Raw genomic sequence first — 21,912 nt, forward strand, 5'->3', positions numbered from 1 at the left:
TACTTCGGGTTCTTATCTAAATAAGACGAAGTGTATTTTAATTGCTTGTTTTATTTCCGCGAGCTTCAAAGGTCTTGTATATGGATTCTAAAAGGATACAAAAAACAACAATACCTATGGCGATAATCACTCCCGTTAAATTACTTTGCGCTTGTTGACTGATAAGTACGATCAAAGCAATTCCGCATAACAGAGCTCCTATTAAGGGAAGGAATTTGTTGGCTTTTATTTCTTTTGCCAAACGATATCCAGTGAGGTTTACGATGCCAAAAATGATAAGGAAACCTACACTTCCTGCAGTGGATATACTTTCAAGTTTTAAAACATTTACCAATACTAGGGTTGCAATAGAAGTAATAAGTAATCCTAGAGGTTGGTTCCATACCTTTGATAAGAAGTGATGCGGTAGTTCATCATCTTGTGCAATTTCAAAATTCACCCTACTACCTCCATAAAGTGAGGCATTAATAGCAGAGAAAGTTGAAATTAAGGCAGCTACTGTAATGATGCTAAAACCAATCTTACCCAACATGGGTTCTGCTGCTTTGGCCAAGACGTAATCTTCGGCGTTGGCGATTTCTCCGAAAGGAAGTGAGCCAACAGTAACAAACGCTATAATAACGTAAAGCAGGATGACAAAGATGACTGAAATGTAGTAAGCGCGAGAAATGTTCTTCTCTGGATTTTTAATATCTGGAGCAGCATTAGCAATTAGTTCAAAGCCTTCATAGGCTACAAAAATTACCATTCCGCCTGCGAAGAGTTTTATTGGAGTTTCCCAATGCTCCGGTGATAATTGAACAAGGTTTACATTGCCTATTAAACCATAGGCTCCGATTCCTACAAAGGCCAAAAGGATGAGTAGTTTTATGACCACCGCATAGGCTTCTATTTTACCAACCACTGCAATGCTGTAATAATTAATGGCAGTAGCCAAGAGTATGATAGCACTCGCATAGATGTGAAAATCATAGGTAGGATTAGAGGTCAATTTTAAAAGATTGGGAGCGTAAGATCCAAAGGCCGATGCATACAAAGAAAGCATGATAATGTAGCTCAACCATAGTAAATTATTCATGGCCCCGCTGAATACTGTTTTACCAAATCCTTGATTGATAAATTTTACTGTTCCTCCACGATCTGGATAAGCTTGCGATAATTTTACATAGCTATAGGAAGTGATAAGTGCTAAGAAACCTGCTAATAAAAAGGCAATGGGCGTTCCTCCTTGGGCTAGGGCAACAGCAAGTCCTAAAACAGCAAAAATTCCGCCGCCAACCATACCGCCTATACCTATAGAAATGGCCTCGCGTAATCCTATTTTATTGTCCATAAGTGATTGTATTTTTTATAATGGAAGCATTGGTTATCCTTCCATCTAAAAATAACAATTAATAGAACAAATGGAGATGTTTTATGGACAGGCGTCTATACTAAAGTTCTTTCCGTAAAGAACGAGTTTTAAGCTTTCCTCTCCATCAGCTGTAATTATACCTTGTTCTTCCGTGGTTGCAATGCGTGATTTAAAATAGATAGTTGTGCCTTCTAATTGCATATCCTCTGGTATATTTAAAAGCTCTATCACATTTTTATGGCCCTGCCATTTTACGGCTTTGTGGTAATGCTTATGGAGTGATACAGCCAAACCTCCACCGGATGATCTAATTTTACCGATGACAGTGCCCTGCATGCATGAAGTATCAATTTTTCTACAAGAAATAAATGTGAAAGCAAAGAAGCAAAGGAGGAAGATGTTTTTCATAATTAGCGCTTTATTGGTTAATGAAGCTCAAAGGAAAAAGGTTGCATAAAAAAAACTCAACCCGAAGGCTGAGTTTTCTATTGTAATAAGATTTTTCCTAGTGTACTCCAATAGGGTCCGTATCTGGTAAATCTGGAGTTACATTTACATAACCTCCTACAGAAACATTTCCTAACAATAACAATCCTGTTAAGTGAGGTGCTGCCATAGAAGTTCCTGATATTGTATTGTATCCGCCATTTTTCCAGGTTGAGTTGATGTTTACACCTGGTTCTATGTAATCTACAGGAGAACCGTAGTTACTAAAGCTCGCCCAACCATCTGTTGAAGTCATGGCACTTACCGTATAAATATTCGCTCCATTCACACGGGCAGGAGAATGGTTGTTGGCATCGTCAGATTCATTACCTGCAGCCAGAACGAATTTACAAGTACTAGAAGCTGAAATAACCGCAGCGTCTAAAGAAGTGGAAATTCCTCCTCCCAAACTCATGTTGGCTACGTCGTTGGCTCCAGCATTACTGGCTACGTAATTTACTCCTGCAATCACACCGCTTAAAGATCCACTTCCTCTTCTGTCTAATACACGTACAGAAACTACTGAGGTTCCAGGAGCTACGCCAATAACACCAAAGTTGTTGTCCAGGGCTGCCACCGTTCCGGCAACATGGGTTCCGTGACCATTCTGATCGTCTGGTGTAGAATTCCCTCCTAAGAAGGTTTCGGATAAACTTGTGTTTACATTTAAATCTGGGTGATCTAAATCAACACCCGAATCTATAATCCAAGCGGTAAAAGCTGAGCTAGAACCACCACCGTTTACTCTTGAAATTCCCCAAGGTGTAGTTTGTGGGGGAGGCGTATCACCACCCTTGTTTCCACCACCTCCAACGCCATCGGGTTTACCCAATGAAACGATTCTGTCGGGTTCTATATTGATTACGCGAGGGTCGTTTTTCAATTTTTCAACTTCTTCTTCGCTCAAGACAGCTGAGTAGCCAAGTATGGTTTTATCGTAAATGCTCTGCGCTTCTAAATCTCTTTGGGTAATACTTTTGTGTAAGTGTTGAAGCTCTTCTTTGTAAAGGTTTTGTCTTTCATGATAAGTTAAACTCACATTGTTTTTTGGCGTGGCAACACTGCTTTGCGCATAGCGAACGATGTAGGTGTTGGGTATAATCTCTCCAAATTTTGTAGGGGCTTCCACATTTTCAATTTCCTCTCTTTGTGCTTGCTGCTCTGTAACTTCCTTTTTACAACTCACTGCCAAAAGGGTAATGGCCGAAAATCCTACGGAATAAATTAATTTTCTTTTCATCGTCTTTGGGTTTTTGTTTCCCTACAAGTTACGAAAAAAAAGGTGAAAAAAATTGCATGAAAACGACCTTCAATTGCCCGTGAGTTTTTATTGGTGGATCGGTGGTGATTATTTGTTTTGAATTAAAAAACTAGGTGTATAATGTAGGGTAATCAATTTTATAAGTGCTAGCAAATGATTAATGTGACTTTAAAAATTGGTCCATTTTATTTTTTAATTCGTTATAGTTTTCAATTACTTTGGTTTTTTCATAGGTTACATTCAGAAAGCCAAATTCCAAATCAGCATAAAGGATGTAATGGTCATATTCTTCTATTAGTTGAATGATATGATCGGGATATTTTAAATAAATAGATCCCAAAATCCATGTGGGATATTCGTCTGCCGACCCTTTTTCTAAAAGGAGTAAATCAATAAACTGTCGAACTAAGCTTTCATCATATTCACTGAGGATGTAAGCATTGAATAGGGTTAGGGTAGGTGCATATTTGAATTCATGAAAATTTAAGGCTTTTTGCTTTTGAAGGGAGTCACCATTTAAAAGTAGTGGGTAGTGAATCGCTTCAAGCTGGAAGATAGAATCGATGAGGTGATATTTTTCAATCACTGGAAGGTCTAATATATCTTGTATGCTGTTTTTATGAATAAATCCACCTTCGTCACATGCTTTTAATACCCAAAACCAATCTGAGGTGTCAGTGGGATAATAAACAAAAAAATCCTTCGCATAAAGGGTGTCTACTATCTTTGAATTTGAACTTTGTGTAGAACGCATGTAGGTGAATCCAGCGCTATCTTTAAGGAGACCAAAATTCGATTCAAAATCATTTTGCGCGGTGCTTAAAATGCTGAGAAAGACGAAGAGTATAGCAAGGAATAATTTGTTTAGCATACTTTGCTTTTTATTGAAACGGTTTCGGCATACTTTGTTGTCCGGCAGCTTCTGCTATGACTTGTATACGTTTCATTTTGGTTTCTTCTCTTTTGGCCAAAACAATCCAGGATAATAGAATTTTTTTAGAGGATTTGCTCAAGCTTTCAAAGTAGTCACTTGCACCTTCATACTTGTTAAATTCCACGACAAGTTTATCAGGAACCAGCAAAGCTTCAACACTATCGAGCAGGGTCCAAGAACCATTTTCTTTCGCGCGCTCTATCACTTGCCATCCGGCTTTTTCCATGCGGTTTTCAGCTTCGAGTTGTAGTATTTTGTCTTTGTTGACTTTAGACCACGTACTGTTCGCCTTACGCTTAGAAAAATATTGATGATAGGTGTCTGTGTCAATTTTTACCTTTTTGCTATCTATCCATCCAAAACACAAGGCTTCGTCAACCGCCTCACTCCAAGTTAAACTCGGTTTCCCAGATTTAACGGTATGAAAAACGAGCCAAACCGCTTCTGTATTTTCATGGTTTTTAACCAACCATTCCCTCCATGCTTTTGGGGAATTCGGGTGAAATATGTTTATTTTTTCAGACATTGAGTAGTTAATAATATGTGTATTTAAAAGTGGTTTTGGTTGACTCCACTTTATTTTTAGTATTCCTTTTGTATTGTCTACTCAAAGGTAAACCTGATTGCGAATAATTGGTCTTTTGATATCGGATAACTTTTCCATTAAGATTCATTAGGCTTAATTCATTTGTTCTTAAAAAACCAGTTTCCCAGTAAATGAAACGTTGAATTTCTTCTCCTTGAAATGAAGATTCATTATAACTTATACGAACAGAATCTATGCGATTGTTACTGCGGTATTCTATCCATTGTTTAATGCTATCCTCCCTTTTTACATTTTTATAAAAAGTGTAAGTTCTTTGAGTTTCGGAAACAATAGAGTCTATAACTTCATATTCTTTTTTAGGATACAATTTTAATGTGTAATTGGCTGCTTGATCGGTTATAGGAGAAAAATCTTTGAAGGCGTAATTTTCTCATTGTTCATTATATTCTTCTTGTCGCACTCGAATTATTTTATTTGGAGAAGATTTGTCGTACCAAAGCATCATAATTATTCTTCCTAAATGATCATAAATCGAATGTATTTTAAATTCAATAATTGAATCTCCGAAGCTATAGGTATTAGCTTCAATTTCTTTTCCTTCTTCGTTATAAACCCAGTAAAAAGCATTGGGGTAATCGTTGAAAAACGCCATGGAATCTTCTGTGTCGAATTCAATACATTTGTTTACGTTATTGATTTTAAGTACGGAATCCGCGATCTGTGGACCGAAGTATTGACACCAAAGGTTACTTGTGATCAAGGTGATTATTAGAAAAGTGGAGGCGTACTTTTTCATCTAATTAATTATTCCAATTAATCTTTATAAGGATCCATAATTCCATTCGGTTTATAACCTTGCTTGGTGCCAAATTGTTCCTTGTTTATGGATGCGTGAATTGCATTCGAATATAAATATTTACCTCCTCCTAGAGCCAATTTGTAGCGCAATTGAACCGGTTCTGTACCATTAAATTTTGGGACATCAAATTCCCAATATTGGTTGTTGTCTAGAAATACTTTATGGTAACTGTTGCCACAACCACTGCTAGGTAAATATTCTATTTTTTTCCATTCACCATTATAAAGTACTTCTGCAACACAGGATATTCTGCTATCTGAGGCAGAAAGTTTAAGTATAGAATCAGATAAGTTGACGATATAAAATTTATAGCCTTCATATTGCTTATAAACCGTGGTAGTTTTGGTAGTGTCGAGGTATAAATAAACTCCTTCACCCCTTAGGTTTAAAGTGTCCGAATAAACCTTGGGCGTATTACTTGATCCTCCAAACCCGCCGAAAGCCGTTGAGTCTATTATACTTGATTTAACATACATATTACCTCGCAGTTTATATTTTACATTGAACGAAGTTGAGTCTTGACCATAAGAGTAAGACATTACAAAACAAGTAACTAGTAAAAGGAAATGAAATTTTCTCATGTATTTAGGGATTGATGATTAATGTATTAATTCAAAACATTCTTTGTTTGGGATGCACACGAATGAATTTAATCCATTTTTAATTTCAATTTTTGTGCTATTAACTCCTTGAAAATACAAAAAATTATTCTCAATTCTATAGGGAAGATTATCTGGCATCAACATATCATATTTGTATATGCGTTCTTTTGAACTGGATATAAAAATAAGTTTACTTTGTCCCTTTTTAGAAATGGAATCACCAATTCCAATTTTAGAAAAATCTGTAACAACGGAATAAGAAATTTTCTCTTCTACGCCCTGTATCTGACCTAGGTAGGTAATTTCATGTTCGATATATAGAGAGTGATAATTGCGTTTTTTATTGACAAATCGAGAATCTACAAATTTCGAATAGTCGTTTACAATTTGGTCTTGGGGTGAAAAGAATACCTCATTATGCTGCGTGATGTTATTTAGATAGTAACTTAGGTTTGGGGCTACTTCATAACTCTGGTTCCATGGATGTTCACCTTTCTCTAAACTTACGACTTTTTCACGTTCAATTCTATTAAAATCTTCGTTGTAGAATTCGGTTATTTGCTCTGTATAATAGCCTTCTTCATAGAATGAGTTGATATAACTGGTATGTCTTTCAAAAGCAAAAGTTTTGCCGTCTTCATCGAAATAATGCATATACCCAATTGAACCATCACCACTTTGTAGATAAGGTACTTGCTTTGCACAAAGAAACTGTCCCGAATTATCCCTAAAAAGACTATAGGTGGTGTTTGTGCATGTGTCGAGTAAATCTTGACTTAGTAAGCGAATGATATGCTCAGAGGGTTCATCTAAAAGCCAAGATTCAATAAGTAATTCATTGTTCGCAATAAGTGTATCTATACTTCTTTTTTGATACTTCAAACGTTCTAAAATATCAGCTACTGGTAAACGAGAAGAGGAAGGATAAATCGTGTCATTTTCAATATCCTGAGCTAGATCACCGGTGAATGTTTTAGGTGTTGGATTTTGCTGACAAGCAAAAAGCGTTAAAAGGAGCATGAATAGCAAGAGGTGTTTAGGATACATGTCGAATCTGTTTTTAGTAGTGAAGTATCATACAAATGCTTTAAATCCGCCATAGATCATTCTACGTGCATCAAAAATCAAATCTTTTTCATCCATCAAAGGAGCCACAAGCTCTGTCATTCTGGGGTCCATAGGTACAGAAGTGTTTGCTTTATCTCGAATTTCTTTAGAAGGAAAAACAACCCAACCAAATACGGGGATTTCATTAGGACTGCAGTTAAGAGTATCTATAAATGAAATAACTCCATCCAATGCCATATCATCACCTACAAATTCTTGATAAGATAATGCACCGTGTTCGAGCCATATTTCCGAAACTTGTTCGGCTATTTTTTGGTAGGTGTCTAAATGCTTTTTGGGAAGGCTAAATACAAATCCGTCGATGTAATTTTTCATGAATAGAAAGATAAAATTTTATTCTAATAACGTGTAAAAAGCTTCTTCGCGTATGGCTAATTTATAGGCCTCCAAAAAGCTAAGATGTTGATTTTTTTCTTGGATTACCAATGCTCTTTTTATTAAACTTCGAATGTTCTCATAAGAGATTGAAAATCCGTTATCCGCGAAAGTAACGTTTAAGGTTATATCGTAAAAATATTCCCGAAAGTTCGTAGAATCTGGAGTGAGTGCTTCAATTGCTGTATCCATTTGCTGTTTTAATTTTTCTTTATCATAGACATCTAGGTAATACGTCATTTTCAAAGAGTCTAAGTCCATACCTTGAAAATAATACAGCTTATTTAAAGTATTTGCTGCTTTTAAAGGCTCCTGAAGACTATCGTAAATTATAAATCGAAGCAATGCTATATTTTGATAGGCATCTGTGTAAGTAAGGCCACAAAAACCATAATTTGAATGTTCTGCTTTTTCCAGAATTTCAAGAGCTTTTTTTAACTTTCCTTGTTCAATTTTATTGGCAGCTTTATCAATCAAACGGAAACCTCTTTGGGCAACTGATAAAAGGGGAAGTGTAAGTAATAGGAAGAAAATTACTGGTTTCATTAGAGCGTTTAATTAAGGATGTAGCTGTGTTTAAATTTCCATAAAATAATCAGGTATGTTCCAAAATGTAGAGGGCCTTTGAAATTCGTTGGGCTAAATCATTATTTTCCTTTTCCATTTTAAAAAAGGCATTTTCAAGGTCTTCTTTTTTAGAATTTATCCAGTTTTTAAGGTCCACAACTACTTCTCCAGAAAAGTCTGAATTTTCACCTTCTTTATCTACCATATCGGGATAATAACTTTCTATAAATGTCAAGAAATTGAGGAGCCCAAATTTATCCGGTTGAAGGTCCCAAAGTGCTAACATTTCAGAGATTTGTTTGAGAACTTTATGAAGTTCAATCAGTAGTTCAAAATCTAGAAGTTCAGTATGTTTGATCGCGTATTCCCACCATACTTTCAAAAATTCCACAACGGCTTTTTGTTCATTTTGTGGCCAAGTTTTCCAATGGCCATATTCAAGTTTTCCAAGCACTACAAAAAGGTCTACGCTAAGTTCATTGCATGCACTCAGGTCTAAAATTCTGGGGAGGAAATGTTTAAAGTCATTTACATTTCCCCAAGTGGTCATTGCCTTAAAAGCATATTTGGAAAGTTCTTTGTCCTTCAAATCTCTTAATGGAAGGGAGTGAATATGATAATGATCCTCTTTACCAACGCAGCAAGGACAGCCATCGATTTCAGAAGGAAGAGGGTAAGAGCTAAAAGTAGTGTAAACTTCGTCGAGGGTATCTTTAAGGTGAGTAGACATAACTTAAAAAGGTTAATTTTTAGTGAATACTTCTATGAATTTTCTAAAAATCCTTTTGGGAACATACCCAATTCTACGGTGCTTTTGTGAGAGATGATTTTTGCTGGAGCTCCTGCTATAGCAACGTTGTCTCCTACACTTTTGGTCACAACGCTGTTGGCACCTATAGAAACATTGTTACCTATAGTGATGTTACCAAATAATTTTGCTCCCGGACCTATATACACATTATCACCTATAACCGGTGCTCCATGATAGGTACCTATGCTTACCCCTGGATGTATTCTACAATTTTTTCCTATCGTCGCATTTTTAGTGATAATCAGTGTTCCATAATGGGGAAAACATAAGCCTGGACCAATGGTGTTGATCGGTATGGAAAAGCCTAAACGTATACCCAACCTAACATTTAGAATTTGAAGTATTTTACATTGAATTTTACGTAAGGGGTTACGCGATTTACAATTCGTCAGGTATTCTATTTTTCTTAACCTTCTTTGAAAGCGAATGACGGGATTTTTAATATGCGTAGATAGACTGTAGGTAGTCATTTGATAATGACGTAAATCTTCCTTTAAATAATGGATGTAATCTTTTCTAGATTGTATCATACTTGAAATACAGTTGTTGGTCTTCAAATACCCCGAAGTATAGCGCTTTGAGGTAAGACGAAGATAAAGATTTTTATTTTTTTTCTGGACAATAAAAAAGGGGAGCGTGTTTTAGCCTTCCCCTTAATCATGATTATATAAATCTATAAAAGATTTCCCATTTTTTTCTCCAGAGAAATTTTAATGTTCTTAAAGTCTGGGGAATAGATTTCGTTGATAAAAAGCCTGTTGATAGCATATTTTGGAAAAAGAAATATTTAGAGGTCGCTGCTGGATGATCTTTGTCTAAAAACATCCCCGAAACCTGTAAAGTTCCTGTTCCCCATTCAAAGTTGAAAGTAAACCAACATACTTGACTGCACATGGTGTACCTCGCTTTTTCTCGTGTTGTTTCCTCCCAAGTTCCCTTTTTAGGATCGATAAATATAGCTCTGTCTAAATCATGTAAATAGATACCAAAAGGTTCTACCATTTTACGGAAAGGAGCTTTAATTTTTTGTTGAAAAATTGCCATGTTGGCCTCAACTGCTGCTGTAACTTCTTCAAATGTTTTTGAAGCTGGAGTAGGGTCAATTTTACAGTTTTCTAAATCCCTCATGTAGCGTTCAACGGCATACTCAGAATTGAATGCAGGTTGCTTGGTATTTACTTTGTCATGCGGATACATAAATTGTATCTTCTCCAATCCCATTTTCAAGATGTCTTCCGGTGTATTTACCCATTCGTTCATGCGTTTGTTTTCTTCGTTACAGAAGTATACAAAGCTGGCAAAAGGAACGATGTAAGTAGGTGAGAAGATCTCATTTTGTAATAGAATATCTTCCTTTTTCTTTTGCGTGGCTCCAATTTCATCGGCGTTATTTCCTACCCAATTTGCAAATGAAAACTGCGTGAATAGGTAGTCTATTTTTCCAACTTGTTTGGCGATATATTTATATTGGTTTGCTGTAAATACACAATCGTTTAAGTTTAAAATTGTAGTACCCTCGGCTTTTACCGCTAAGAAAGAATCCATAGAACCTGCAGAACCACAATACAAATCAATGCCTTCAACTTGTGTCCATTTGTAAATAGGAAGCTCTATTACCTCTGCGAAACCGAGCTTTTCAAAAGCCTCTTTTAAACGAGTAGAAGCGTGTTTTTGATAAAGAATTTTAATTCTCTTCTTATCTGCTTCATCTATACCTTTTAAGGTAGGGAAATTAAAGTGATCTGGATGTTCATGGGTTACAAAAATGTAATCGATCTCAGAATAATCTACCTCTATATCTCCAGCCAATAAGGCCCAGCTATCGTTAAATGTTTTTCCTTTCGTCCACGGGTCCAAGAATATTTTTTTATTGTTTGCTTTAACGATAAAACCGGCGTGTGATATAAATTCAATTTCCATAAAAGATGCTTTATTTCGCGAAATAAAAACACTCAGATGGTTGAGATATAAAACCAAATGAATCTACTATTTCGCTAAAATTTCATTGATTGCCTGCAAAAATAGAATTGGTTTTGGAACTGCCTACAGGTAAAGGAATAAATTGATAAAAATCAAAGTGAGGGGAACTGCCTTTTTATCAGAGTGGTTTTGTAAAGTGAAATCTATGTATTCCGTCACGTATTAGTGCATTAAAAATACAACTTGTGTGAGCTGTTCGTCTTTGAATGCCGCAGTACATACAATATTTAAAGATCTATCTTTGGTTGCACACATGGCTGGAAAAGGACAAATGAACTCTATGTTTTCAATGCCTGCGATATCCGCGCTAACTGTTTCTTTAAAGATGTTAACCTCTCCCAAGGTTAATGTACCTGTAAAACTTGTTGTAGGAAATTTTTCATCACCATCTGTGTTGAAATTTATACCTAATCCAGTAATTTTATTTTTGTTGGTGAAGAAAACAATACCTGAGGTTTCGTAGAAATAAGCTTTTTCTCCATTGGCGTGTTCTTTAATTTCCGTAGCATCTCCAAGTTCTTTTGTCACTTCTTTTATCGTTGTTTTACTTGTAAGATTTAAACCTTTTATTGTCAGTGAAGGACTGGAAGTGTAGTCGATATTTAATGAGTCGATTTGTGCAAATGCCGTATTCATGCAAAAGATGAATACTCCGACAAGAAAGTGAAAAGTTAGTTTTGATGTTTTCATGCTGTAATTTTTATCTGTTTTCAGTAATATCACGAAAAATAAGAAAAAGCCCCAAATGGAGCTTAAATCTATAATTATTGGTTCTTTTTTAAATCAATTTCTGATCACCATTTTCTTTGTGTATACCTTCCCTTCTTTTTCTACATGCAGGAGGTAAATGCCATTTTCTAAGGTAGATACCTTTAAGGTGTTGTTTGTGCTGCGTAATACAACTTGACCTTTCAGGTCTGTAATTGTTGAGCGAACATTAACAAAATCTGAAGGAAGTTGTATTTCACCATTAATTACGGGGTTAATCAGATTTAAATCAATATCAAATGTTTCAATACCTATTGTGTTATAAGGGTAGATACAATCACTTCCAGTATTGGCCGTATAGCTGATGTCATCATCTTCAAAACAACTAAAGCTGTAAAATGGACTTTCATCTGGCATGAAGCAAAATGTCATACGAGGAAAAACAAAACTGTATTGTTGAGAGGTGGTTTCAAAATGTCCAAATCTTGAATTTACTACACCATTTATTCTAAAACTATTGTTGTCATCGGCACTAAGGGTATACTGTAGGTAGTCTTGACCAGATAAAGTCACGGTTGTACTATCTACAACACTAATGTTACTGGTAATGGCACAAGTTGTTTCTGATGGGTTGGCCATGGTATTGTAGGTGGTATTTTGGTTCAGGTTGAAAATGTAAATGGGATGAAAATCACTTTCGTAGTACATGTGCACAGTATCATTGGCGTAATATACATAGTTCGTATCCAATACTTCTGAGAATAGTTCGACAGTCTCACCAAATTGATTCATTCCAAAGTTATACTGCGTGGTTTCATATCCTTTACATGCTTCTCCCATTATAACTGTATCCATTACTTCTTGTACGATAATATATCCCCCATAGGGAAAACTGTGAAATGTATAGGTCCATTTAGCGTTATCGCTTACCCAAGTTTGTTGGGCAAAACTTATACTCGTTAGGAGTAATAATAAAAAAGTAAGTGATTTCATGATGTGGTGTATTTAAGTTATCATTGAAGATAACGAGATTAATGAAAAAATAGTTTGAGCGAACTCAATTTATTTACTCAAAGGGATTTAATATGTCCGTTTGTTAATACTGTTATTTCTTAAATTGGGGGAAATACTAATTCTAATACGAAAAGTATTTTCTTCTTCTGCTAAGAGAAAGTAAGGATAAATTGTGATTAACCGGTCTAAGGCATTGTCTAATGAATCACAGCTGTATGCATAGGATTTCGTTTGATCACAAGTTTTTAAGGAGTAGACTCCATTTGAAGCTTCAAAAATGAAATGGAAGGAATAGGTGTTGTTATAATTACACAAGCCATTCTTACAACTGTCCATTGCATAGCTAATTAAAGGGTAGATATAAGCGCTAAGGTGATTTTTTAATGCAGCTTGGTTTTCGAATATAAGGGTGTCTTTGGGGACCCCCATTGATTCATAAAGCTCTTGATAACGGCTCTGGATTAAGTTTTTAGAAGGTAGAAGATGAAGGACGAGCGTATCTCCTTTATGCTTTCTAAAATCAATTTTCCTTGTAAATTCTTTGTAGTTTTTAGTATGGATATTCAATTTTTTTCCTCTCGCTTTTTCAATTATCAAAGAATTGGTAAGGCTGTCTATGCTATGTTTTTTTTGATTGACAAAAGTGATTTCTGATATTTGAATTTGTTCCAAGGTATGGGCATCTTGGAGCTTTATAACACATGAAGACTGTGCTGAGCTCCAATGCGTAAGGAACAGGAGGCTAATGAGAAATATTCTAACCATAGTATTGCTTATGCTTCAGAATTTAAATCTAAGTTGATGATTTTATTTACGATATCAAAGCGTTCATTGCAATGGTGATAGGTAAATGTGAGTTGTTGTTTCTTGAATACGATTTCATATAATTCACCGCTATCTAAATCGGCTATGAATAGATCGTTTACTTTTTTGTACAAAGGATGTTTTTGACTTTTCCTCTTAAATATTGACTTACAGATTCTGAAATTTCCACTAGTAGTGTTAGAGATTTTTGTAGATAAGGTTAATATTTCTTGTAAGTTCTGATACTTTGAGGAGAGCAGTAAATTTCCGCTAGAAAAGGTAGCTTTTTTCACCTCTATGCTCCAAGTATTTGTTGTTTCTATACGTCCCTCTATATGAAAAGATGAAGCGTTGTAGACTCCTTTAAGTTGACCATTTTTTTCCGTTATATAGTTTTCCCACTCCCTACAGAGTTCTTCATTTTTAAGGTAAAATGGAGATGTTTTTTCGTCAGCGGTGGCGTTGGATTTGAGGGGCATAATAATCTTATGTTAATGGATAGCGCTTAATGAAATTCTTTTTGAGCAAATCTCTTTGGAACAATGCGCTGTATATTGTTGAATGATTACGGAATAATTTAAATAGCCATCATCCAGTGCAGTTGGCGTAATTCCCCAATCATAATTTGGGTTGTTTTTAATAATGTTTTGATAGACTTCAGGAACCTTAATAGCTATGGTCCATTCACCTGTAATATGGTCGTTTTTAAACTGACCTGATTCAGTTAATATACCCGATGTATTCCATCGTTCAAAAATTCCATTTAATTGATAATTTTCATAGTTATAATGTAAATGTTTTTGTCCCGATGAATACCAAGTTTGTTGTTCTCCTTCTAACATTCCCATGTGGTAATGTCGACGTGATTTTTTTTGGCCGTTAGAGAAGTAGCTCTCCCAAATACCCGAGCGTAATCCGTTTTTAAAGCTACCCTTTATTAAGGTTTTTCCCAGTTCATTTTGAAGTAGAAATTTTCCATGCGGCAGATGGTCTTTAAAACTAAGCTCAATTTTTTGATTTCCATTTTGGTGAAGAACTTGCCATTTTCCCTGTTGTAAACCACATACTAATTCACCATGTACAATGTCCCCATTTATCAAAACACTATTGATTTCACCTGTGTAGTTTGGGTAGTTTTTGGTTATATGCTCTCTGATGATTTCTATTTCAAACAATGCATCGAAATCATCGCGATGTTCTTTATAATCTGGACGTGTGGGGGCTTGATGATTCGAGTGTGGCTCAGTTTGTAAATTTTCACTCAGATAATGATGTTCTTCAATGATTTCGCTCCAGGAGATATGAGGTTGTGAAGTGAATTGAGTTGTTACAAAGGATTGCTGAAGTTCAATTCTAATTTCTGGGTAGTACAACCAGAAGATTTCATTTTCATTTTTGTCCAACAAAGCGATTCCTATAGGAAAAGCCTTTAAACGCCCAGTTGCTTTGTCATAATGGTAGTCTTCCTTAATTTTTATAAAATAAATTCGAGAGGACAGTTTATCTGCATCTATTTCATCGTAAAGAATAGAGTTATTTTCGAAATGAGGAGAAGAAAAGGCTGTAATTTTTTGCTCTTTAAGAGCTTGCGTGATGACGTGTATGAAACTCTTTTCTTTCAGGTAAATTGTATCGCTTTGGATTGTATTGTTTTCTAGTACAAGGTTTTGAATACTACAAGAGCCTTTCGTGAAGTGTCTGTTTTCAATATCCTTTAAATCTAGGGTTCTATATGCACGTATGGACCATGTGTTTCGCCTATCGAATAAATAGCAATAATTCATTTCCAAATAAGGGAGATTCCATTTTGAATTACCTTTCTGAAGTAAGTTTGTTGTTGCAGAATCTAGGTTCAGCTTGTTTGAATACAGTAGTGAATTTGTTTTCTCATAAAGGTGATGGCTGAGATATAGTTTGTCTTTGGTTTGATGGATAAACCCAGTATTAATGATGCTCCCGTCAAACTGACCAAGTAAAGGGAGGGAGAATACTAAAAGGAAAATGGAGCCAATTAATTTTGACATAATAAATTGATGTTTGACTTTTTTAATTATCCAACAGTTGTTCCTTCTGCCTACGTCCTTTCTTCGTCGTAAAAAGTTTCATCGTAAACCCAAAGAAAATTCCGGAAATTGGCCAAATCACAGCACCCTTGGCCAAACTTGCCCATGTAATTCCTGTTCCATCCAACAAGGGCCAAATCACTTGCATAGTTACATACATAAATGCAGCCCATTTTAAGCCCGTTATCCACCAATTCTTATTATCAAAAGGATTGGTGACTTTCGAGAATTCTAAATTTTCATAGCGTTTCGCTTGTTTTTCATACCATTTTGCTTTCAAGGATTTTCTAAACCATCCCCAAATTGGAAAGGTGAGGGCAAGTATTAAAAGACTAAATACATTGTTCACGCAAGGAATGATTTCTCCGCAATTATTACAGTATAGTCCAAACCAGTTTTTAAAAGCCGTACCGTTTTGGGGTGACCATGTTCTACCATCGTGGATGGTCTCACAATGCGGACATGGAACAAAACTTCTTTCTACTCTTGGTTTGTGAGAGGTTTTGTCAACCAAACTAACCTTAGGAATTTTTTGACCGAATAGAATTTCATTTATAACTAAGGCAGGGTTTATTATCCAATGTAACATCAATGGATTTTTCCAGGTGTAGACTTTGTATTTGTTGGTATCGAATTTCATGGTGCTTTCGGTGATGTGTTTTGTAGAGGTTAATATACGCTTTGGCCACCAAAGCATCAAGGAATCTGTTCATTTACTGACTAAAATCATCAGAAATTAACCAGAAATAGAACATGTAAAGCTGTAAGCCTGTAAATACAGGTAAGAGTGCATATTTCCATTTTATATTTCGCAACCAAAAGGCAAATACAAAGAAAAGAGGGAAGATTATGGAGATATACCTTGTCATTGCCGTACTCGAACCCGCGCTTAGCGGAAGCAAAATGTTGAACCATACAATGAGGTTAAAGCTTAAAGGAAGTCTTTTCCAGGCAAAACCAGCAATTATCATAAATAGAATGGCGTACCAAGAGTTAAACTGTGTCCCGAAATCTCCTTGTCTAAAAAGTCCGGCTAAGGGAAACATCATTTCTCTATACCAACCACCTTGTTGGGCGATGGAATAGGCGTTGGGATAACCGGTTCTTACATATTGATACAAAACATAAGCACCAAAACATAACAGGGGTAATGATAGAAAACTTAGTTTTTTTAAGGTGCTCCACGACCATATCTTTGGTTGTAATTTATAAGCTACCAGCAATTGTTCTTTCTCGAATAGAAATAAAACAAGAGGAAGGAGCATTACCAAACCATTGGCTCTGAGGATAACCATGAAGGCGCAAAAAAGGGACAATACGAAATACTTCTTGCGCTGTATACATACAAAAGCGCCCATGAGTAAAAAAGCGAAAATAGCTTCTGTATACATCATAGAAAAGTAGTATTGAAAAGGCATACAAATAAACAGTAGTGTAGCAAAAAATGCGTTTTTCGTATCCTGAAACCATTGTGTAGCCAACCAATAGAAGACCAAGAAACAAAGGGTAGAAAAAAGGATACTTATGGAAAAAGAGGCGCTGTTAAAACTACATTGGAATAGAGTTGATACAGTTTTTACAAGAAGGGGGTAACCCGGCATAAATCCCCAACTGGATTGATGAAAAATTTCATTTTTATGCCACCCCAAGTCTTTTTTTGTATTTATCTCTGGATAGCCATTGTCATGTATGTTTTCATACCAAAAGCTATCGTTTCTTTTGAACAACCTTATGATGTCATCAGAACTTTTTTCTACACTAAAATCATCTTTAACTTCAGCTAAAAAGAAAGCAAAGGCAATGTACAGAAGCTTAAAAGAGATACTTAATAGAATGATTTTATAAATATGGGACTTGCTCATAAAGTCGCGAAGCTTTTTTAATTTTTCGCAACTAAAATAGAGAAAGCATTATGATTAGATGGAGATTAAAGAGGAGAATTTTGAATAATGTTCAGAAAGAAAGATAATTTCTCCAGATCTACCACTTTACTCAAACAATTCATTGAGGTCATCTGAATATCCGTAGCCATGAATTACGAGTTTTGATGTTCCTAAGACTTCTACTTCAACTCTAATGTAAACATCGTTACTATTTTTAGCAAGGAGGTAAACGTGTCCACTGTTTATTATACTATACTCATAATTATCAGATTGAGAAGGAGGTCCCATTGTTCCCGGATTATAGTAATTCGTCATAATAATTTTATCTGATGAGAAATTTAAAGGGCCAGGTATTCCTGAATTAGGAAGGTAATAGGAGGCTTCATTGAAGCTGCTGTAGTTCCAAACAGTATCTTCGAAAGCATAGTGCCAAGAAGTGTCATGAACAATTTCATAGGCTATTTGTATATCTCCTGTACCATTGATTTTAGTGTAAGCACTAGAACCACTGCTTCCAAGGGAGTTGTGTAAATCAAATTCTATTACATTCGCTTTGTTGTTGAATACGTCTAAGGTGTAGTCCAAATCATATACGCCATTCATGTATTGCGCCTCCAGAGTATCAGACATTTTTACCTCATGAATATTTTTATTGGTTTTTTCACAACTGTAAAACGTACCGAAGAGCAGGAGAATAAGGATGGTGGTTTTCATGTTTTTTTGTTAAAAGTTACATCAATTTAATGTTTTTATCAGTTGATTCCTAAATAATTGGATTGAAATTGTTTGTTTCAGAATAAATTATGATTCTTAAACTTCAATCTCTCCTTTATTTTTTAATGATTTTACGTGTAACTTGTTTATGATCAGTAAAGATGTGTAAATAGTAGGTACCTGATGGAAAAGTACTCAAGTCAAGTTCAATTTCCTGTTGGTCAGTCAACTCTGTACAAAGCGTACGTCCCAAATTATCCACAACCTGAATGGTTGAGTTGCCGGTTTCGTGCAGTCGAATGTGCACCTTGCTTTGCACGGGATTCGGGAATATATCAAGACTAAAAATTGTTTCATTTTCAGTTATTGCAGTAGGTGAGGTATAAGTTCGTACATCCTTTTCTAAATTAAACCAAATTCCAGGCGAAGATATCCATGCTTTCGTAATAGATTCTGTAACCTTACCCAAAGTATCTGTAGCATAATCTACTCGAACATAGTTATTCCAGCTGTTTAAACTCTGATTCCATTGCATTTGATTTTTATAAGATATATGGTCATTTGCATCGTAATGAAAAGAAGTTCGCATAAAGTTGGTCCAATCATTTGAATTGGTATTCCATGCGTAAGAAAATAAGGTGTCATATTGGAGTGAGGCCGTATAGCTATGTTCAACTTTAGTTGAATTCACCCAATTTACTGCGGTTGTATCCCATGTCTGTTCTTGCCTCTGAAGCAATTTACCATTTCCTAAAAATGTTTGCTGTATAAGGAGTTTATTCGTCCATTGCGCATTTGAACTATCCCAATTTAGTTGCTTTTCCTCAATTAAATTACCGTTTAAATCATATTGGTATTCAAATTTCTTCATATTTACCCAAGCATTGTTTTGGTAATTTTCCAAGACCTTGGCAATAGTTTGGTTATTTGTATTGTAGGTGAAGGTATACCGACTAGTGTAGTCCCAAGTACTGTTTACAGCATTCCATGATGTAATTTGTATAGTGTCTGGAGAGCCATTCAGGTTATTGATGTAAGTGTTTTTTGAGGAATTGATCCATTGCGAATTCTGAAAGGATTGATGCAGTATTTCGGAAAGCTCATTCGTAGAGCTGTAGGTGTAGCTCATTTTTAAGGCACCCGTCCAAGATGATCCATTCCAATTGAAAAGTGTTCTTGTTTCTATTTCTTGGGCGTTAACCTTTGATTGCATAAAACCTACAATCATGAACAGCATTACTATTTTTTTTACGATCATTTTTATTTCAAGAATTGGTATTACTATCCAATAATAGTAATAAATAATCCAATATGAATTTGTAATCCTTTCTAATAATTTGAGTTACGCTTTGGCTTTTTTTATGCCGTATTTTACGAAGATCATCACCAATAATGGAATCATAATGACGCTAATTAAAAAGTAGAGGAGAGATGTCCAGTCCTCTAAATCTTGGGCATTTGTTAAAGCAAGCGTGACCTGGCCTAAAGGCCCTTTGGAGAATATGGTATTGTACATAAAGTTCCAACCAAAGTGGAGACCTATAGGTAGAAACATAGATTTCGTTTTCGAAAAAGACCAGGCCCAAGCATAGCCCATTAAACCAGTGCTAACGAGTACTACGAGCATGGCCATTACGTTGCCAAAAACGCCAAAAGAGAACCAATGGTATACCCCGAAAGCTAAGGCCGAAAGAAGTACGGCTTTGTTTTCTCCAATTTTATGGATAAGTATGTACAAAAGAACGCCTCTAAACAAAAGCTCTTCGGTGAAAACAGATTTAAAATCCCATAGGACAGAATGAAAAAAGGAAGTGGAAGAAAAGGAGGTGCTTAATTGCCAGGATGCACCTTTGAGGTAAGCTTCAAGGAGTAGTAAAACACCGCAAAGTATAGCGCTTACTAGAAAACCAAGTGTCCATTGTATGATTCTCTTTACAAGGGGGGATAATCCCATAAAATTAAAATTCCCTTTATTGTAGAGGTAGTTCAAAAACCAAGAAAGAACTAAAATGACAAGGATTCCTAACATTAATACTCGACTTTTTTTATTATGATTTGAAGTAGTTTAAAAACGCTTTTTCTTCTGGACTTTTCAAATAAACTACTTGCTCAAAGCGATTCATGGAAAATGCTTTTGAAAAAAATTACTGAAGTTCTACTATGGCTTGTTCAATAAGAGCGTCTGAGTCAGTGTCTGTTTCATCAAGAACCATAGGGATATCAGCTTCTATACCATTATCTGTAGGGTTACCCTGTGCATCCTCTAAATTAGAGGTGGATAAATTATATTTCCATCCATTTGAGAGAAAACCGTCTATTATTTCTCCTGTTCCACCACCAAATTTTTGTCCTATAGTTGTCACATTATCTAGAGCATACATCATGATAGTAAAAAGTGATCCAGAACTAAATGTGGTTCTGTCATGCAAAACTACAACTTTCTTAAGAAAGGTATTTTCACTTCCGGAAGGAGTAAGTTTCATTTGACTCGCTGAGAAGTCATCGAAATCGGGTCCGTTTTTTACATGGTTTGTACCAAAAATGATTTCTTCTTGGGTGAAATATGAAGCCATACGGGCAGCTAAATTAATGTATCCACCAAGGTTGCCGCGAACATCAATTACGATTCCTTTGGCGTCTTTTAAGTAATTCATCATTTGTTCTAATTCAGCCTCAGATACAGTCATGTCAAAACTTGATATACGAATGTATCCAAGAGTATTGTCTTGAGGTAAGAATCCATATTGTATATTGAAATATGAATCTGAAGAAGATATTGTTTGAACATTAGGGTTGGCCGCTTCTCCGTAATAATATTCTTGCGCAATCAAAAAACTGTAAGCAGATGGATAACCAGAATAGAAATCATAACCGGCCCAATAATTATTGTCTAAATCCTCAATATTGGTGTGTCCTTCTTGCATACGACTTGCAATAATTCCTAAATAATTGAAAAGCTCTTGCTCATTGAGCGCATCATTTATAAAGGGGCTAATTGAGTCTCTTAAACTTATTAGATCAATTTGTTTGACTTCTTGTAATCCAAATTTTTCTATGGCTATTTTGGTGTATTCGTTAAAAATGTCCATGTTCGATTGTCCCGGTTTAGGTTTCATTACAATTTTTTCACAAGAACTTATTGTGAAGAGAAGGGATAGCCCCATCAGTAATATTCGAGTATTCATGGCTAAACTATTTAATATGACGAATAAAGTTGTATTGTAAACTTAAAGTATGAAAGGCGTCGGTTACGGGGTAACTTTTATGGTCATAAAAGCTACGTAACTTCCAAGAGTAAGCAAGACTTAATTTTTTCTTAAAATTGAATCTGATATAGGTATTTAAAAGAAGTTGATTATGTACTGTTTTTGCAGTTAAGTAGCTGAGGTCATATGGGTTTCTTGTACTGGAGTCAAAAAAACTTACTTCTCCATTATCGATTACGTTTTGTGGTAGATTGGCAGTGAAACTAGGGGCTGTGTTCATGAAACTTAATATTCCATAATCTAAGCCTAGTTCTAAACTGCGGTTTTTCTTTAATGCATGTGAATAGCTCCAAGATAAAAGGATGTCTGAGGATAACCTGTAAAAATTAGAACTATTACCTAAGTTATTATTCGAGCGTGTAACAAAGTCTAATGCATTCCAAGTTAAACCGAAATAGTGTTTTCTAACTTTATGCAAATAGCCCAACTTGACGTTATAGCCTAAAGTCATTACCTCAGTATTAGTAGAATTTGGGAAATCACTCTTAAAAACAAAAGCATTTGCGTTTAAGTAGATTTGGCTTTTGAGTGAAAGTCTTTGAAAGCCAAACTCTGG

25 protein-coding genes are annotated in these 21,912 nt (G+C 35.5%); all 25 read right to left on the bottom strand.

The window, feature by feature from the left end:
* Positions 1-37: 37 nt before the first annotated feature.
* The 25 genes from BM327_RS00190 to BM327_RS00315 all read right to left on the bottom strand — a co-directional run bounded on the left by BM327_RS00190 (position 38) and on the right by BM327_RS00315 (position 21,807).
* Positions 38-1,333, bottom strand: a complete 1,296-nt coding sequence (locus tag BM327_RS00190) for an APC family permease (protein ID WP_090244807.1) — start codon at positions 1,331-1,333, stop codon at positions 38-40.
* Positions 1,334-1,414: 81 nt separating this feature from the next.
* Complete coding sequence (locus BM327_RS00195) at positions 1,415-1,762, bottom strand: hypothetical protein (RefSeq protein ID WP_139230178.1); 348 nt, start codon at positions 1,760-1,762, stop codon at positions 1,415-1,417.
* 97 nt (positions 1,763-1,859) lie between these two features.
* The gene (locus tag BM327_RS00200) at positions 1,860-3,080 is read right to left on the bottom strand and encodes a S8 family peptidase (protein ID WP_090244813.1); all 1,221 of its coding nucleotides are present in this window, start codon (positions 3,078-3,080) and stop codon (positions 1,860-1,862) included.
* A 178-nt stretch (positions 3,081-3,258) separates the two neighbouring features.
* Positions 3,259-3,972, bottom strand: coding sequence for a hypothetical protein (locus BM327_RS00205; RefSeq protein WP_090244817.1), 714 nt, complete (start codon positions 3,970-3,972; stop codon positions 3,259-3,261).
* 10 nt (positions 3,973-3,982) lie between these two features.
* Positions 3,983-4,561, bottom strand: coding sequence for a YdeI/OmpD-associated family protein (locus tag BM327_RS00210; RefSeq protein ID WP_090244822.1), 579 nt, complete (start codon positions 4,559-4,561; stop codon positions 3,983-3,985).
* A 451-nt stretch (positions 4,562-5,012) separates the two neighbouring features.
* Positions 5,013-5,378 carry a hypothetical protein gene (locus tag BM327_RS00220; protein WP_090244831.1) on the bottom strand — a complete coding sequence of 122 codons (366 nt, stop codon included), beginning with the start codon at positions 5,376-5,378 and terminating at the stop codon, positions 5,013-5,015.
* A gap of 17 nt (positions 5,379-5,395) precedes the next feature.
* Positions 5,396-6,022, bottom strand: coding sequence for a hypothetical protein (locus tag BM327_RS00225; RefSeq protein WP_139230179.1), 627 nt, complete (start codon positions 6,020-6,022; stop codon positions 5,396-5,398).
* An 18-nt stretch (positions 6,023-6,040) separates the two neighbouring features.
* Positions 6,041-7,090 carry a hypothetical protein gene (locus BM327_RS00230; RefSeq protein ID WP_090244839.1) on the bottom strand — a complete coding sequence of 350 codons (1,050 nt, stop codon included), beginning with the start codon at positions 7,088-7,090 and terminating at the stop codon, positions 6,041-6,043.
* A gap of 27 nt (positions 7,091-7,117) precedes the next feature.
* On the bottom strand, positions 7,118-7,486 hold the full coding sequence (locus BM327_RS00235) for a DUF1428 domain-containing protein (protein WP_090244846.1): 369 nt from the start codon (positions 7,484-7,486) through the stop codon (positions 7,118-7,120).
* A gap of 18 nt (positions 7,487-7,504) precedes the next feature.
* Positions 7,505-8,092 carry a hypothetical protein gene (locus tag BM327_RS00240; protein WP_090244850.1) on the bottom strand — a complete coding sequence of 196 codons (588 nt, stop codon included), beginning with the start codon at positions 8,090-8,092 and terminating at the stop codon, positions 7,505-7,507.
* Positions 8,093-8,141: 49 nt separating this feature from the next.
* On the bottom strand, positions 8,142-8,843 hold the full coding sequence (locus BM327_RS00245; RefSeq protein WP_090244854.1) for a hypothetical protein: 702 nt from the start codon (positions 8,841-8,843) through the stop codon (positions 8,142-8,144).
* Positions 8,844-8,875: 32 nt separating this feature from the next.
* Positions 8,876-9,454, bottom strand: coding sequence for a serine O-acetyltransferase (locus BM327_RS00250; RefSeq protein WP_090244857.1), 579 nt, complete (start codon positions 9,452-9,454; stop codon positions 8,876-8,878).
* Positions 9,455-9,587: 133 nt separating this feature from the next.
* Positions 9,588-10,844, bottom strand: coding sequence for an MBL fold metallo-hydrolase (locus BM327_RS00255; RefSeq protein WP_090244861.1), 1,257 nt, complete (start codon positions 10,842-10,844; stop codon positions 9,588-9,590).
* A gap of 222 nt (positions 10,845-11,066) precedes the next feature.
* Positions 11,067-11,594 carry a DUF7738 domain-containing protein gene (locus tag BM327_RS00260; RefSeq protein WP_139230180.1) on the bottom strand — a complete coding sequence of 176 codons (528 nt, stop codon included), beginning with the start codon at positions 11,592-11,594 and terminating at the stop codon, positions 11,067-11,069.
* A gap of 93 nt (positions 11,595-11,687) precedes the next feature.
* Complete coding sequence (locus BM327_RS00265) at positions 11,688-12,605, bottom strand: T9SS type A sorting domain-containing protein (protein WP_090244872.1); 918 nt, start codon at positions 12,603-12,605, stop codon at positions 11,688-11,690.
* An 87-nt stretch (positions 12,606-12,692) separates the two neighbouring features.
* Complete coding sequence (locus tag BM327_RS00270; RefSeq protein ID WP_090244876.1) at positions 12,693-13,391, bottom strand: hypothetical protein; 699 nt, start codon at positions 13,389-13,391, stop codon at positions 12,693-12,695.
* An 8-nt stretch (positions 13,392-13,399) separates the two neighbouring features.
* Positions 13,400-13,909: a hypothetical protein gene (locus BM327_RS00275; RefSeq protein WP_090244881.1), complete on the bottom strand. Its 510-nt coding sequence runs from the start codon at positions 13,907-13,909 to the stop codon at positions 13,400-13,402.
* A 12-nt stretch (positions 13,910-13,921) separates the two neighbouring features.
* A complete protein-coding gene (locus BM327_RS00280) occupies positions 13,922-15,454 on the bottom strand; it encodes a hypothetical protein (RefSeq protein WP_139230181.1) in 1,533 nt (510 codons plus the stop codon).
* Positions 15,455-15,476: 22 nt separating this feature from the next.
* Positions 15,477-16,190 carry a hypothetical protein gene (locus BM327_RS00285; protein ID WP_244526199.1) on the bottom strand — a complete coding sequence of 238 codons (714 nt, stop codon included), beginning with the start codon at positions 16,188-16,190 and terminating at the stop codon, positions 15,477-15,479.
* 16 nt (positions 16,191-16,206) lie between these two features.
* Positions 16,207-17,355, bottom strand: coding sequence for a mannosyltransferase family protein (locus tag BM327_RS00290; protein ID WP_090244890.1), 1,149 nt, complete (start codon positions 17,353-17,355; stop codon positions 16,207-16,209).
* A gap of 126 nt (positions 17,356-17,481) precedes the next feature.
* A complete protein-coding gene (locus tag BM327_RS00295) occupies positions 17,482-18,090 on the bottom strand; it encodes a hypothetical protein (RefSeq protein WP_090244895.1) in 609 nt (202 codons plus the stop codon).
* A 115-nt stretch (positions 18,091-18,205) separates the two neighbouring features.
* Entirely contained in the window at positions 18,206-19,327 is a 1,122-nt protein-coding gene (locus BM327_RS00300) for a T9SS type A sorting domain-containing protein (protein ID WP_170853623.1), read from the bottom strand.
* A gap of 105 nt (positions 19,328-19,432) precedes the next feature.
* Complete coding sequence (locus BM327_RS00305) at positions 19,433-20,119, bottom strand: CPBP family intramembrane glutamic endopeptidase (RefSeq protein ID WP_170853624.1); 687 nt, start codon at positions 20,117-20,119, stop codon at positions 19,433-19,435.
* Between the two features lie 115 nt (positions 20,120-20,234).
* Entirely contained in the window at positions 20,235-21,206 is a 972-nt protein-coding gene (locus BM327_RS00310) for a S41 family peptidase (protein ID WP_170853625.1), read from the bottom strand.
* A 76-nt stretch (positions 21,207-21,282) separates the two neighbouring features.
* Complete coding sequence (locus BM327_RS00315; protein WP_139230182.1) at positions 21,283-21,807, bottom strand: hypothetical protein; 525 nt, start codon at positions 21,805-21,807, stop codon at positions 21,283-21,285.
* Between the last annotated feature and the right edge of the window lie 105 nt (positions 21,808-21,912).

This window comes from Lishizhenia tianjinensis (assembly GCF_900116425.1).
Taxonomy (GTDB): Bacteria; Bacteroidota; Bacteroidia; order Flavobacteriales_D; family Crocinitomicaceae; genus Lishizhenia; species Lishizhenia tianjinensis.